12 protein-coding genes and 1 pseudogene are annotated in these 14,442 nt (G+C 72.4%); 4 read left to right on the top strand and 9 right to left on the bottom strand.

The window, feature by feature from the left end:
- Positions 1-96 precede the first annotated feature (96 nt).
- Complete coding sequence (locus tag IE096_RS17055) at positions 97-1,527, top strand: S28 family serine protease (protein WP_189452518.1); 1,431 nt, start codon at positions 97-99, stop codon at positions 1,525-1,527.
- Positions 1,528-1,549: 22 nt separating this feature from the next.
- Here IE096_RS17055 and IE096_RS17050 read toward each other — a convergent pair whose 3' ends face one another.
- The 3 genes from IE096_RS17050 to IE096_RS17040 all read right to left on the bottom strand — a co-directional run bounded on the left by IE096_RS17050 (position 1,550) and on the right by IE096_RS17040 (position 4,112).
- Positions 1,550-2,218 (bottom strand): hypothetical protein, encoded by a 669-nt coding sequence (locus IE096_RS17050; protein WP_229820254.1) that lies wholly within the window; start codon positions 2,216-2,218, stop codon positions 1,550-1,552.
- 300 nt (positions 2,219-2,518) lie between these two features.
- Positions 2,519-3,160 carry a TetR/AcrR family transcriptional regulator gene (locus IE096_RS17045; RefSeq protein WP_189452516.1) on the bottom strand — a complete coding sequence of 214 codons (642 nt, stop codon included), beginning with the start codon at positions 3,158-3,160 and terminating at the stop codon, positions 2,519-2,521.
- Positions 3,161-3,206: 46 nt separating this feature from the next.
- On the bottom strand, positions 3,207-4,112 hold the full coding sequence (locus tag IE096_RS17040) for a LysR family transcriptional regulator (protein WP_189452514.1): 906 nt from the start codon (positions 4,110-4,112) through the stop codon (positions 3,207-3,209).
- Positions 4,113-4,205: 93 nt separating this feature from the next.
- Between IE096_RS17040 and IE096_RS17035 the strand changes: the two genes are divergently transcribed.
- Positions 4,206-5,180 (top strand): EamA family transporter, encoded by a 975-nt coding sequence (locus tag IE096_RS17035; RefSeq protein ID WP_189452512.1) that lies wholly within the window; start codon positions 4,206-4,208, stop codon positions 5,178-5,180.
- On the opposite strand, the pseudogene IE096_RS17030 reads toward IE096_RS17035, so the two are convergent.
- Positions 5,131-5,808: pseudogene (locus IE096_RS17030) on the bottom strand (sugar phosphate isomerase/epimerase family protein); the annotation flags it as partial. The gene IE096_RS17035 and the pseudogene IE096_RS17030 sit on opposite strands and share 50 nt — an antisense overlap.
- 418 nt (positions 5,809-6,226) lie before the next feature.
- On the opposite strand from IE096_RS17030, the gene recD2 reads away from it, so the two are divergent.
- Together recD2 and IE096_RS17020 are read left to right on the top strand one after the other, a co-directional pair.
- A complete protein-coding gene (recD2, locus tag IE096_RS17025) occupies positions 6,227-8,455 on the top strand; it encodes an SF1B family DNA helicase RecD2 (RefSeq protein WP_189452509.1) in 2,229 nt (742 codons plus the stop codon).
- Positions 8,456-8,624: 169 nt separating this feature from the next.
- Positions 8,625-9,914, top strand: a complete 1,290-nt coding sequence (locus tag IE096_RS17020; protein ID WP_126914237.1) for a citrate synthase — start codon at positions 8,625-8,627, stop codon at positions 9,912-9,914.
- 448 nt (positions 9,915-10,362) lie between these two features.
- Here the strand turns inward: IE096_RS17020 and IE096_RS17015 are convergent, their stop codons facing one another.
- The 5 genes from IE096_RS17015 to IE096_RS16995 all read right to left on the bottom strand — a co-directional run bounded on the left by IE096_RS17015 (position 10,363) and on the right by IE096_RS16995 (position 14,213).
- Positions 10,363-10,578: a heavy-metal-associated domain-containing protein gene (locus tag IE096_RS17015; protein WP_229820250.1), complete on the bottom strand. Its 216-nt coding sequence runs from the start codon at positions 10,576-10,578 to the stop codon at positions 10,363-10,365.
- 96 nt (positions 10,579-10,674) lie between these two features.
- Positions 10,675-10,881 carry a MerR family transcriptional regulator gene (locus IE096_RS17010; RefSeq protein ID WP_126914235.1) on the bottom strand — a complete coding sequence of 69 codons (207 nt, stop codon included), beginning with the start codon at positions 10,879-10,881 and terminating at the stop codon, positions 10,675-10,677.
- Positions 10,882-11,131: 250 nt separating this feature from the next.
- The gene (locus IE096_RS17005) at positions 11,132-12,133 is read right to left on the bottom strand and encodes a Gfo/Idh/MocA family protein (protein WP_189452843.1); all 1,002 of its coding nucleotides are present in this window, start codon (positions 12,131-12,133) and stop codon (positions 11,132-11,134) included.
- An 8-nt stretch (positions 12,134-12,141) separates the two neighbouring features.
- The gene (locus IE096_RS17000) at positions 12,142-13,173 is read right to left on the bottom strand and encodes a Gfo/Idh/MocA family protein (RefSeq protein ID WP_189452504.1); all 1,032 of its coding nucleotides are present in this window, start codon (positions 13,171-13,173) and stop codon (positions 12,142-12,144) included.
- Positions 13,174-13,274: 101 nt separating this feature from the next.
- Positions 13,275-14,213, bottom strand: coding sequence for a sugar phosphate isomerase/epimerase family protein (locus tag IE096_RS16995; protein WP_189452842.1), 939 nt, complete (start codon positions 14,211-14,213; stop codon positions 13,275-13,277).
- Positions 14,214-14,442 lie beyond the last annotated feature (229 nt).

Here is a 14,442-nt window from a genome sequence, read left to right as displayed (position 1 = left end):
CGGGGAAGGGAGCAAGATCACTCCGGCTCGACTCTGGCGTGGCGGATGTTGCCCCGGTAGGTTCGCGGCGACTTTCGCGAAACCAGGGGAGGGCACATGCGCAAGGTCGTCAGAGCCCTGCTGGCGCTGACCATGTCCATCGGGACGGTCGGCGCCGGCAGCACGGTGGCGGGGGCGGCGGGGACCGCCACCGAGTCGGACATCAAGGAACGCGTCCTGAAGATCCCCGGGATGCATTTCGTCGAGGAGAAGCCCTATGAGGGCTACCGCTACCTCGTGATGACCTATCGGCAGCCGGTCGACCACCGGAACCCGTCGAAGGGCACGTTCGAGCAGCGCTTCACGCTGCTGCACAAGAACACCGACCGGCCGACGGTCTTCTTCACCTCCGGCTACAACGTCAACACCACCCCGTCGCGCAGCGAGCCGACCCGGATCGTCGACGGCAACCAGGTGTCGATGGAGTACCGCTTCTTCACGCCGTCCCGGCCGCAGCCCGCCGACTGGTCCAAGCTCGACATCTGGCAGGCCGCCAACGACCAGCACCGCCTCTTCGAGGCCCTCAAGCCGGTCTACAACAAGAACTGGCTGGCCACCGGCGGCAGCAAGGGCGGCATGACGGCGACGTACTACCGCCGCTTCTTCCCCAAGGACATGAACGGCACCGTCGCCTACGTCGCGCCCAACGACGTGGTCAACGACGAGGACTCCGCCTACGACAGGTTCTTCGCGACCGTCGGCGACCAGGCCTGCCGCACCCAGCTGAACTCGGTGCAGCGCGAGGCCCTCGTCCGCCGCGACGAGATCGTCGCCCGCTACCAGAAGTGGGCCGACGAGAACGGCAAGACGTTCAAGACCGTCGGCAGCGCCGACAAGGCCTACGAGAACGTCGTCCTGGACCTGGTGTGGGCGTTCTGGCAGTACCACCTCCAGAGCGACTGCAAGACCGTGCCCGCGACCAAGGCGTCGACGGACGAGCTGTACAAGTTCATCGACGAGATCTCCGGCTTCGACGGCTACACCGACCAGGGACTGGAGCGGTTCACGCCGTACTACTACCAGGCGGGCACCGAACTGGGCTCGCCGAGCCCCAAGTTCGCCCACCTCAAGAGCCTGCTGCGGTACCCCGACAGCTACAAGCCGCGCACCTATGTGCCGCGTGACATCCCGATGAAGTTCCGGCCGGGCGCCATGGCGGACGTCGACCGCTGGGTGCGCGAGGAGAGCCGGAACATGCTGTTCGTCTACGGGCAGAACGACCCGTGGAGCTCGGAGCCGTTCCGCCTCGGCAGGAACGCCGCGGCCCGCCACGACCACCGCTTCTACGCGCCGGGCGGCAACCACGGCTCCAACATCTCCCAGCTCGTGGCCGACGAGCGGGCCGTGGCCACGGCCGAGGTGCTGCGCTGGGCCGGTGTCGCGAACGCCGCCGTGCAGAAGGACGACAAGCTGGCCAAGCCGCTGGCGCCCTTCAACGCCAAGCTCGACAAGCAGACCGTGGAGCGGCAGTCCACGCTCCGCCCGTAACCCCAGGGGGGCCGGAGCGGGGCTAGAGGCGGCGGGCGCACCCGACGGGGCGCCCGCCGCCGACCTGTACGTACAGGTCGGTCGAGGGCGGGCAGTCGTCGCGGGTGCGCACCGTCGAGTCCACCCGGAACTCCGGCGCGTGGCTCCGCGAACCGTCGCAGGCGGTCTCCTTCACGACCCCGCGCCGCTCGGTGTACACGCAGTCGCCCGCCACCGTCAGCGGGCCGCCGCCCATGCCGGGATCGCCCGGGTGCGGCGGGCGCAGACCGCGCATGCAGGCGTAGCCCTCGGGGGCGCTCTCCGACTCCGACGTGCCGGCGTTCACCGCCGTGATGTGCAGCACGAAGTCGGTGTTGTCGGGACAGCGCGGGCCGTCCTCCTGCGGGCCGTAGTAGCGGGCGAGGACGCCGGCGGTGGCGCGCTCGTCGGCGCAGTCCAGCTCGGTGAAGCCCGTCCGTCCCCGGCCCGCGCACGACCCCTGGGCCAGGAAGGTGGTGCTCCGGCCCGGATCGGCCCGTTCGAGCGCGGCCTGTCCGCCGCCCTGTCCACTCTGTCCGGCCTGGCCGCCCTGTCCGCCCTGGGTGACGATCTCCGCGCCGGGGCGCCCCTGGAGCTGACAGCCGACGAGGGTCTCGAACCCGCACAGGACGGCGAACGCGAACAGCGCCTTCGGTAGCGCGCGATGGCGCATGATCTCCCCCAACCCACCAACCGAGCGTCCAGAGTTACCCGACGGCCACCGGCGCACGCCAGGCGTGCGGGAGGGTTCGCGGAGGGTGACCGCGCGCCCCGCTCCCGCCCGCCGGCGTCCGCCGCCGGTGTGGTGGAGGGGGTGTGACCGGCGGCGGCGCGCTACCGGCCACAGGCGGCGGAGAGGGAGTGGCCCGCGCCGTCGGTACGGCGGGGCCGGTACCGCTCTGCGGGGACCGGCGGCAGCACGCCCCTTGGACGGGCCGCGCGCCGGAGCGGTTCCGCGCCGCGGCGCTCCGGGCTAGCCGGACCGGCGCCGCGCCCTGCCGAAGCCGCGCGACCGGCCGAAGCGCACGGGGACGCGCCGGGCCAGCAGCCCGGCGCGGGGCGCGAGCCGCCGGACCATCCCGAAGACCGACTCCGTCCGGGTGCGGTCGGCGTCCAGCACGGTGAAGAGGTTCACCCCGAGGTAGAAGACGACGGCGGCGTTGGCCAGGTCGCGCGGCGGGGTGAGCCGGGCGAGGGGGGTGCCGCCGATGACCCGCTCCAGGGTCTCCTCCATGAACGCCATCCACGGCTCGACCCGCACCCGGATCTCCTCGCGCAGCTCCGGCTTGGCCACGGCCGCCGCGACGAGCTCGGAGAGCAGGGTGATGTGGCCGCCCTCCAGGTCGTCGCGGTAGATGACGGTGGCCCGTTCGGCGAGCTCCTCCAGGGTGCGCGCGTCCGCGACGGTGGCGGTGTGGCGCGCCATCCGCTCGGCGGAGGAGCGGTCGAGAGCGGCGAACAGCAGGGGGTCGACGCCGCCGAAGTGGTAGAAGACCAACGCCGAGTTGACGCCGGCCTCCTTGGCGATCGTCCGCGCGCTGGCCTTGCCGTACCCCTGGGTGCGCAGGACCGTGCCCGCCGCGGTGATCAGCCGTTCCTTGGTCTCCACTGACATCCGCCGCCCCCTCGAAGAGCATTCATCATACGTTTTGAGCGGTTGCTCAAAACGATCGGTCCGGCCATTGCTCGCGCAGCATGCGCACCGTTTCACGTATCGCGGGGCGTCGGGCGGCGCCCTTGCGCCAGTAGGCGAACAGGTGCCGTACGGGCACGGGCTCCAGGGGCAGCGCCACGACCTCGGGGGGCAGCGGGCCGCGCCCGAGCCGGGGGGCCATGGCGATGCCCAGGCCCGCCGCGACGAGCGCGACGTGGGTGTGGTTCTCGGCGGCCTGATAGGCGAGGTCCGGCTCGTCCCCGGACGCGCGCAGCGTCCGTACGAGCCAGTCGTGGCAGACCGTGCCGGGCGGCTGGCTGATCCAGCGCTGCCCCTCCAGGTCCGCGTGGCACAGCCCGTCGCGCCCGGCGAGCTCGTGGCCTCGGGGCACCAGGATGTCGCAGAGGTCGGCGCCCACCCGTATCCGCTCCAGGCCCTCGGGCACGGGCAGCGGCGAGATGTCCCACTCGAACGTGACGGTCAGGTCGAGCACGCCCTGCTCCACGAGGCCCACGGACAGGTGGGGGTCGACCTCGACCAGCCGGGTGTCCAGGGACGGGTGCGCCCGGGCCAGCGCGGCCAGCACGCCGGGCAGCAGGCCGCGCGCGGCCGAAGCGAACGCCCCGACCGTCAGCCGGCCCGTCGGCAGCCCGCGCCGCTCCTCCAGCTCGGTCTCGGCCCGTTCGACGAGCGTCAGCAGCTCGTGCGCCGCCTCCGCCAGCCGGACCGCCGCGTCGGTCAGCGCGATCCCGCGCCCCCGGCGCTCCAGCAGGGTGGTGCGGGTCTCCCGCTCCAGCTTCGTGATCGACTGCGAGACGGCCGAGGGCGTGTACCCCAGGGCGACGGCCGCCGCGCTGACCGAGCCGTGCACGGAGACGGCGTGCAGCGCACGCAGACGGGACAGGTCCAGCATGGTCCTCCGACCCCCAATATTGAGCGTTGCTGAATCCCATCATGAAGAAACATGTGCTGGTGCTACATGGTTGACGCATCGGATCCTCGTCACATGCGTCCTCAGCACCTCGCCCTGGCCGTCGCGGTCGCCGCCCTCTGGGGCGTCAACTTCGTCGTCATCCACGTCGGCCTCGACCACTTCCCGCCCCTGCTCTTCTGCGCGCTGCGCTTCCTCGCGGCGGCGGTGCCCGCCGTCTTCTTCGCCGGGCCGCCCCCGGTGAAGTGGCGGTGGATCATCGGGGTGGGCCTGGCGCTGGGGGTCGGCAAGTTCGGGCTGCTGTTCGTCGGCATGCACGCCGGGATGCCCACCGGACTGTCCTCGCTGGTGCTCCAGGCCCAGGCGGTCTTCACCGCCCTCTTCGCCGCGCTCGCCCTGGCGGAACGCCCCGGCCGCGGCAGGCTGCTGGGCATGGCCGTGGCCCTGGCGGGCATCGCGGTCGCCGCCGTGGACGAGGGCGCCTCCGGCCCGCTGACGGGCTTCGCCCTGGTCGTGGGCGCGGCGGCCTTCTGGGGCGTGTCCAACGTCCTCACCCGCAAGGCCTCGCCCCCGGACGCCCTGCGCTTCACCGTGTGGATCAGCACCGTGCCCGTGCTGCCGCTGCTGGCACTGTCCCTCGTGTTCGAGGGACCGGCCGCCGACGCCGAGGCGCTGCGCTCCCTCGACTGGACCGGCGTCGGCGCCCTGCTGTTCGTCGCCTGGGTGAGCACGCTGCTCGGATTCGGCGCGTGGGGATACCTGCTGCGCGCCTACGACGCGTCGGTCGTCGCGCCCTTCTCGCTGCTGGTGCCGGTGTTCGGCATGTCCTCGGCGGCGCTGCTGCTGGGCGAGCACGTGAGCCCGCTGCGCTGGTGCGCGGCGGTGCTGCTGGTGGGCGGCGTCGCCCTCACGTCGCTCGCGGGGCGGCGGCGACCAGCCCCCGCAGATACTCCGCTCCCGCCCCCGCCAGCTGAGGAAAGGCGGCCGACCCCGGATACCAGCGCTTCTCGTACTCCCAGCTCAGCCAGCCGTCCCAGCCCGCGCGGCTGAGGGCGCGGACGCAGGCGCCCAGGGGCAGCACCCCCGCCCCGAGCGGCAACGGAGCGGTGTCCTCCGCCGAGGCGACGTCCTTCACCTGCACATAGCCCAGATGGGGAGCCAGCGCCGGGAGGCTGACGGCCGGTTGCTCGCCGCCCAGCCAGGTGTGCAGCACGTCCCAGAGGGCGCCCACGCTGCGGTGTCCCACGGGCCCCAGCACGCGCACGGCGTCCTGGGCCCGCCGGTGCGAGTCGTGGGTCTCCAGCAGGACGCGGACGCCGGTGTCGGCGGCGAGCGGGGCGATCGAGCCGAGCCTGCGGGCGGCCGCCGCGTCGGCCTCCTCCGCCGGCCGCTCGCCCCCGCCGGGGAACACCCGTACGTACGGCGCCCCGACGTCCCCCGCCAGCCGGACCAGCTCGGTGAGCTCCGCCAGCACCGGCTCGTCGGGCCCGGGGGCGGCCACTCGGGCGTACCCGGCCACGGCCAGGACGGTCACGCCCGCGTCCGCGAACTCCATGGCCACCGCCGCCCGCTGTGCGGCGGAGATGCCCGGGTGCACGGGCTCCTCGGGGTGGGCGCGCAGCTCCACGCCGTCGTAACCGCAGGTGGCGGCGAGCCGTACCACGTCGCGGGGCGGCATCCCGGGGACGCCGAGGGTCGAAAAGGCCAGCTTCATGCCTCTTTCGCTTCCCCGTGGGGGCGGGGGAAATGCGTGGGCGTCGTCAGGGAGAGGGGTGGGGAGCGAACAGGGGTTCCCTACGGTAAGTAACGGATTGATAACAGCTTGAAATCGGTGCAACCTCGCGGGGCCCCCGGGGGTCGTATTGGACATCGGGCTTCCCGGGGAGGGATCCGGGGGGATTCGGAGGAGGCCCGTTCAGGGGGGAGCGCGAGGGGCCCGGTCGTCGGACCGGGCCCCTCGAATCATGCGCGTCGACATCACGCGCGCCCCGGCCGCCGCCGATCGCCGGCGCCCCCGGTGGGGCCCGGGCGGAAGCGGAATGGCGGCTATCCACAGGCCCGAACGCCCTGTCGGTCCTCGGCGGTACCGTCGGGGCATGGTGCAACTGGCTGTGGTCGAAGGGGTCCTGGAACGGATCACCTACGCCAATGAGGACAGCGGCTACACGGTCGCGCGCGTCGACACCGGGCGCGGCGGCGGTGATCTGCTCACGGTGGTCGGCTCCCTGCTCGGCGCGCAGCCGGGCGAGTCGCTGCGCATGGAGGGCCGCTGGGGCTCCCACCCGCAGTACGGCAGGCAGTTCACCGTGGAGAACTACACCACCGTCCTGCCCGCCACGATCCAGGGCATCCGCCGCTACCTGGGGTCCGGCCTCATCAAGGGCGTGGGGCCGCGCATCGCCGACCGCATCGTCGGCCACTTCGGCACGGACACCCTCGACGTCATCGAGAAGGAGCCCGCGCGCCTGATCGAGGTGCCCGGCCTAGGCCCCAAGCGGACCAGGTCGATCGGGGCCGCCTGGGAGGAGCAGAAGGCCATCAAGGAGGTCATGGTCTTCCTCCAGGGCGTCGGCGTCTCCACCTCCATCGCCGTGCGCATCTACAAGCAGTACGGCGACGCCTCCATCACCGTCGTCCGCGAGGAGCCCTACCGGCTGGCGGCCGACGTGTGGGGCATCGGCTTCCTCACCGCCGACCGCATCGCCCAGTCGGTCGGCATCCCGCACGACAGCCCCGAGCGGGCCAAGGCCGGTCTGCGGCACGCCCTGTCCCAGTCCACCGACCAGGGGCACTGCTTCCTCCCCGAGGAGCAACTGATCGCGGACGCGGTGAAGTTGCTCCAGGTCGACACGGGGCTGGTCATCGACTGCCTGGCCGAGCTGGCGGAGGACGGGCCGGACGGCGCGGGAGTGGTCCGCGAGAGAGTGCCCGGCCCCGACGGAGGGGAGCCGGTCACCGCCGTCTACCTGGTCCCCTTCCACCGCGCGGAGCTCTCCCTCGCCGCCCAGCTGACCCGGCTGCTGAAGGCCCCGGACGACCGTCTGGCGGCCTTCCGGGACGTCCAGTGGGACAAGGCCCTGGCCTGGCTCGCGGGGCGCACGGGGGCCGAGCTGGCGCCCGAGCAGCAGGAGGCGGTCCGGCTCGCGCTCACCAGCAAGGTCGCCGTCCTCACCGGGGGCCCGGGCTGCGGCAAGTCCTTCACCGTCCGGTCCGTGGTGGAGCTGGCCCGGGCCAAGAAGGCCAAGGTGGTGCTGGCCGCGCCCACCGGCCGCGCCGCCAAACGGCTCGCCGAGCTCACCGGCGCCGACGCCTCCACCGTCCACCGGCTGCTGGAGCTCAAGCCCGGCGGCGACGCCGCCTACGACCGGGACCGGCCGCTGGACGCCGATCTGGTGGTCGTCGACGAGGCGTCGATGCTGGACCTGCTGCTGGCCAACAAGCTGGTGAAGGCCGTCGCCCCCGGCGCGCACCTGCTGCTGGTCGGCGATGTGGACCAGCTGCCGTCGGTAGGCGCCGGGGAGGTGCTGCGCGACCTGCTGGCCCCCGGCAGCCCCGTCCCGGCGGTCCGGCTCACCCGGATCTTCCGGCAGGCCCAGCAGTCCGGTGTGGTCACCAACGCCCACCGCATCAACTCCGGCGTCCCGCCCATCACTCAGGGCATGGCGGATTTCTTCCTCTTCGTCGAGGAGGACACCGAGGAGGCGGGCCGGCTGACGGTGGACGTGGCGGCCCGGCGCATCCCCGCGAGGTTCGGCCTCGACCCCCGCCGCGACGTCCAGGTGCTGGCCCCCATGCACCGTGGCCCGGCCGGCGCCGGCACCCTCAACGGGCTGCTCCAGCAGGCCGTCACACCCGCCCGCCCCGATCTGCCCGAGCGCCGCTTCGGCGGCCGGGTCTTCCGCGTCGGCGACAAGGTCACCCAGATCCGCAACAACTACGAGAAGGGCGAGAACGGCGTCTTCAACGGCACGGTCGGCGTGGTCACGGCGCTGGACGAGGTCGAGCAGCGGCTGACCGTGCGCACCGACGAGGACGAGGAGGTCGGCTACGACTTCGATGAGCTCGACGAGCTCGCCCACGCCTACGCGGTGACCATCCACCGCTCCCAGGGCAGCGAGTACCCGGCGGTGGTGATCCCCGTCACCACGGGTGCCTGGATGATGCTTCAGCGCAACCTCCTCTACACCGCCGTCACGAGGGCGAAGAAGCTCGTGGTGCTGGTGGGGTCACGGCGTGCCCTGGGCCAGGCGGTGCGCACGGTCTCGGCGGGGCGGCGCTGTACGGCGCTGGACTTCCGGCTCGCGGAAGGTGGTGTTCGTCTCTGACCGGTTTACCAATCAGGGCGAAGGGGGCAGGATGGGCAGGCTGGGCGGCACTGAGTGCCGTCCTTGGGCCCTATGGCCGACCCCGAGTGCACGTACATCGTCCAAATGGGGGAAGGTAGGGGTAGTCAGGGCACCTCGAAGAAGAGGCACAACGTCGGTGAGGGATGACGTGAGCGACAACTCTGTAGTAGTGCGGTACGGGGACGGCGAGTACAGCTACCCGGTGGTCGACAGCACTGTCGGCGACAAGGGCTTCGACATCGGCAAGCTGCGTGCCCAGACCGGTCTGGTGACCCTGGACTCCGGCTATGGCAACACCGCCGCCTATAAATCCGCGATCACCTACCTCGACGGCGAGCAGGGCATCCTCCGCTACCGCGGTTACCCGATCGAGCAGCTGGCCGAGCGCAGCTCGTTCCTCGAGACCGCGTTCCTGCTGATCAACGGCGAGCTGCCCACCGTCGACGAGCTGGCGACCTTCAAGGGTGAGATCACCCAGCACACGCTGCTGCACGAGGACGTCAAGCGGTTCTTCGACGGCTTCCCGCGTGACGCCCACCCGATGGCGATGCTGTCCTCCGTGGTCAGCGCGCTGTCGACCTTCTACCAGGACAGCCACAACCCGTTCGACGAGAAGCAGCGCCACCTGTCGACGATCCGGCTGCTGGCCAAGCTGCCGACGATCGCGGCCTATGCGTTCAAGAAGTCGATCGGTCACCCGATCGTCTACCCGCGCAACGACCTCGGCTACGTCGAGAACTTCCTGCGCATGACCTTCTCGGTGCCCGCCGCCGAGTTCGAGCTGGACCCGGTCGTCGTCAGCGCCCTGGACAAGCTGCTGATCCTCCACGCCGATCACGAGCAGAACTGCTCCACCTCGACGGTGCGCCTGGTCGGCTCCTCGCAGGCCAACCTCTTCGCGTCGATCTCCGCGGGCATCAACGCCCTGTGGGGCCCGCTGCACGGCGGCGCCAACCAGGCCGTCCTGGAGATGCTGGAGTCCATCCAGGCCTCCGGCGGCGACGTCGACGCCTTCATCCGCAAGGTGAAGAACAAGGAGGACGGCGTCCGCCTGATGGGCTTCGGCCACCGGGTCTACAAGAGCTTCGACCCCCGCGCGAAGATCATCAAGGCCGCGGCGCACGACGTCCTCTCCGCCCTGGGCAAGAGCGACGAGCTGCTCGACATCGCGCTCAAGCTCGAGGAGCACGCGCTCAACGACGACTACTTCGTCTCGCGCAACCTCTACCCGAACGTGGACTTCTACACCGGTCTGATCTACCGGGCCATGGGCTTCCCGTCGGAGATGTTCACCGTGCTGTTCGCGCTCGGCCGGCTCCCCGGCTGGATCGCCCAGTGGCACGAGATGATCAAGGAGCCGGGTTCCCGCATCGGCCGCCCGCGCCAGATCTACACGGGCGTCGTCGAGCGCGACTTCGTCCCCGTCGAGCGCCGCTAGCCGGAAGGCTCCACGGAGCCGCTCCACAGGCGTACGAGAGGCGCCCCGCACCGTCCGGTGCGGGGCGCCTCTCGCGTGTGCGGGCAATGCGGGTGATGAAAGCGGGCAATGAAAAGCGCCCCGTCTCCGATCCCCCCACGGGTCGGAGCGAGGCGCTTCCCTGCCCCGGCACGGATTCCCCCCACGGGATCCGGCCGGGAGCCGGCGGACGCGATCTGCCGGGACGCGTACGTACGGGAGGGCCGCTCAAAGCTCCCCGGGTACGTGCCCCGGCCACGCGTGGCCGGTTCGTCCCCCAAGACGATCCAGCACTGCCTGGTTAGACCAATGCCCCCCCATGATGGTTACCCCCCAATCGCTGTGATCTAGGTCTCCAGGCATAAGGGGTGTAAAAGGGCAAGAGGCTCCTTGTGGTGATTTTGTGAAGGTGCCTCGCGCCGGGAGCGCTTCAGGCGCGGCCGGACAGTTCGTATCCGGCCTCGTCCACGGCGGCGCGGACGGCCTCGTCGTCCAGCGGCTCGGTGGCGGTGATCGTCACCAGGCCGGTGGCGGCCACGGCCTCGACCGAGCTCACGCCGGCGAGCGCCGAGACCTCCTCGCGCACCGCGGACTCGCAGTGGCCGCAGGTCATGCCGGACACCTTGTAGACGGTGGTGGTGCTCATGGGTGTGCTCCTCGGAAGTGGGCTGCGCAGGGCTTCTGTCGATGCCTGGGTCATCGTACCCCCGGGGGGTATGCCGAGGGGTGGGAACCGGCGGAATCAAGGTTTCTTCGGACGGCGGTCCCGGTAACCGGGGCGCCGGGTCACCCAGTCACGGATGGTGTCCGCGAACCAGTAGGGCTTGCCGCGCTCGTGGAGGTCCGGAACAGGCAGCAGTCCGTGCTTCCGGTACGAGCGCACGGTGTCGGTCTGCACGCCGATGTGCGCCGCGATCTCCCGGTAGGACCAGAGCCGACGGTCGGTCATCTCTCGCCTCTCCGCCGCGGCGCAGCCACGGAGGAGGGGTCCGTCGGGGAGCTGCGGCGCGGCCGTTCTCGGTCGCTTGAGCCTCGCCCCGGGAACGACGGAGAGTGATCATTCGCGAGGGCCTGTCGGACTTCTGTGACGGAAGGCTCGCGCCGATGTGACGCTCGTAACAGCAAGGTGACTTGGTAACAGCGGGCGGGCCCGGCGGTGGCCCCGGCGGTAGGTCTCGGCGCCGGTCCCGGCTGCCGGGTCAGCCGACGTCGGCCAGGCGGACCGGCCGGGCCTCCCGCCGGGAGACCTCGCACGCCTCGGCGACGTGCAGGGCCCGCAGCCCCTCGGCCCCCGGGCAGGGGTTGCCCGCGAGTCCTCGCGCGGCCCGGACGAACGCCGCCAGCTCGGCCCGGAAGGCGTCCTCGAAGCGCTCCTGGAAGTCCGCCCAGGGCCGCCGCGGGGCGGCCGGGCCGCCGGGCTCGGCGGAGGTCAGCGGCGCCCGGTCGTCCAGCCCGGCGACCCACTGGTCGCGCTCCCCGGACAGCTCCACGCGCACGTCGTAGCCGGCGCCGTTGTACCGGGTCGCGGTGGCCGTGACGAGCGTGCCGTCGTCGAGGAGGAGCAGGGCCGCCGCGGTGTCCACGTCGCCGGCCTCGCGGAAGAAGGCCGCGCCGCCGTTCGCCCCCCGCGCGTACACCTCCGTCACCTCCCGGCCGGTCAGCCAGCGGACGGCGTCGAAGTCGTGGACCATGCAGTCGCGGAACAGCCCGCCGGACAGCGGCAGGAACTCCGCGGGCGGCGGCGCCGCGTCGGAGGTCACGCACCGGATGGTGTGCACCCGCCCCAGCGCCCCCGAGCGCAGCGCCTCGCGCGCGGCCAGGAACCCGGCGTCGAAGCGCCGCTGGAAGCCGATCTGGAGCAGGGTGCCCGCCGCCTCCACCTCGCGCAGCGCGGCGATCGTGCCCGCCAGGTCCGGCGCGACGGGCTTCTCGCAGAACGCGGGCAGCCCGGCGCGGGCCGCGCGGGTGATCAGGGCCGCGTGGGAGGCGGTCGCGGTGGCGATGACCACGGCGTCCACGCCCGCCGAGGTGAAGACCTCGCCCACCGTGCGGGCGGGACGGGCCCCCACGGCCTCCGCGAGGGCCGCCGCGCGCCGGGGGTCGGCGTCGGCGACGACCAGGTCGGCGACGCCCGGGGTCGCCGTCAGCCGGGCCGCGTGCCGGGAGCCGATCCGCCCGGCGCCCAGCAGCGCGACCCGCAGCCCGCCGCTCATCGCGGCGGGGCGGCGTAGAGGGCGGGGCGCTCGGGGAGGACGACCGGGACGCGCCCGCCGGTCGCCTGGGCCCGTACCGCCGCCTCGCAGACCACGGCGGCCGCGTAGCCGTCCCAGACGCTCGGCCCCGCCGTGCCCCCGCGGCGCACGGCGTCCACCCATGCCTGGACCTCGCGGTCGTAGGCGCCCCGGAAGCGTGTGACGAAGTCCTGCGCGATCTCCCCGCCCCACCGCCCGGCGGCGTGGACGGTCAGCCCGTGCGCGTCGCCGATCCGCGCGGTGCCGCGCTCGCCGACGGCCTCGCAGCGCACCTGGTAGCCGAAGCCGCAGTTGACGAAGATCTCGACGTCGACCACCGCGCCCCCCTCCGTCTCGAACAGCACGAGCTGGGGGTCGCTCAGCCCCTCCGGGGCGCCGGAGGAGGGGGTGGGCCGCAGCACGGTGACGGCGGTGATCTCCTCGCCGAGCAGCCAGCGGGTGGCGTCGATCTCGTGGACGACCGAGTCGTTGATCGTCATCTGGCTCGTATAGCCGGGCGGTGTCGAGACGTTGCGGTGCGTGCAGTGGAGCATCAGCGCCCGCCCGAGGTCTCCCGCGTCCAGGAGCGCCTTCAGGTGCTGGTACTCGCTGTCGTAGCGGCGCATGAAGCCGACCTGGACCAGCCGGCGTCCCAGCCGGGTCTCCGCCTCCAGCACCCGGCGCGCGGAGGCGGAGTCGGGGGTGAGGGGCTTCTCGCACAGGACGGGCAGGTCCCGTGCGAACGCCTCCAGCAGGGCCTCCTCGTGGGCGGGCCCGGGGGAGGCGATGAGCACGGCGTCCACGTCGGCCGCGGCCATGGCGGCGGCCGGGTCGGTGTGGGCGGCGCAGCCGTCGACGCGGGCGGCCGCCGCCTCGGCGCGGCGCGGGTCGATGTCGACGACGGCGGTCACGCGCGCCCCGCTGATGGCCTCGTCGAGGCGCCGGACGTGGTCGGCGCCCATCCTGCCGGTGCCGATGACGGCCACGCCGAGCGTTCCGTGTTGCGTCATTGCGTGTTCCTCGGTGCTGGTGCGCAAGCTGGTACGGGTGCGCATGGTGGTGCGGGTGGGGGGAGCCGTGCCGGTGGGTGCGGTGGTGCCGGTGGGCGCGGTCACGCGCCGCAGGAGCGCAGGAAGGCGCGGGTGCGCCGGGCGATGGGCAGGGGCTTGTCGGGCGGGCAGGGGTACATGTCCTGCTCGACGATGGCGAAGAGGTCGACGCCGAGCCCCTGGGCGGCCGTCAGCACGGGCTCCAGCGCCGGGACGCCGCGCGGCGGTTCGCACATCACGCCCTGCCGCACGGCCGGGCCGAAGGGGGTGCCCCGCTCGACGACGTCGGCCAGGATCACGGGGTCCACCTGCTTGAGGTGGAGGTAGCCGACGCGCTCCCCGTAGGTCGTGATGAGCTTGACGCTGTCGCCGCCGCAGTAGGCGTAGTGCCCGGTGTCCAGGCAGAGGCTCACCAGCGTCGGGTCGGTGGCGTCCAGGAAGCGCTCGACGTGCGCCTCGGTGGCGATGTGGGTGTCGGCGTGGGGATGGACGACCAAGGAGAGCCCGTAGGCGTCACGCACCTCGGCCGCGAGCCGTTCCGTCCCGGTGGTCAGCGCCCGCCACTGATCGGCCGTCAGCTCCGGGCTCTCCAGGGCCTCGGCGGTCCTGTCGTCCCGCCAGAAGGCGGGGATGGCGACGAGGTGGCTCGCGCCCGTGTCGCGCGCCAGCGCGGCCACGCGGGAGACCTGTTCCCAGGTCTCCTCCCAGACCGCCGGCCCGCGGTGGAGGGCGGTGAAGACCGTGCCCGCCGACACCTTCAGGCCCCGGCTCCCGGTCTCCTCGCGCAACCGGGCCGCATCGGTGGGCAGATAGCCGTACGGGCCGAGCTCGATCCACTCGTAGCCCGCCTCGGACACCTCGTCGAGGAAGCGCCACCAGGGCAGCTGGGCCGGGTCGTCGGCGAACCACACGCCCCAGGAGTCCGGCGCGGAGCCGACGCGGATCCGGGCCGGCGCGGGGGGCGGTGACGGGCTGCGGTCGTGGGCGCGGACGCTCTCCATGGGGCGGCTGTCCATGCGGCGGCTCTCCTCTCGCCGGTCGGCGCTGACCGGACAAGGGCTGGGGTTGCCCGTAGCCTCCCGGGTGGGCCGGGGAGTGTCAAGGCTACGTCCGGACATAAGGACGTCACGTCAATACAGGTCCGTTGGACGTCAGTATGTAAGGACAAATGCTTGACATGGGTGTCCGCGCCCGGCTAGACCTGGGCCCCGGATCGTGCCGACGCGCGGA

It is taken from the genome of Streptomyces abikoensis (genome assembly GCF_014648775.1).
GTDB lineage: Bacteria > Actinomycetota > Actinomycetes > Streptomycetales > Streptomycetaceae > Streptomyces > Streptomyces abikoensis.
Note: the sequence above shows the minus strand (reverse complement) of the source record. Positions and strands in the feature narration are given on the sequence as shown.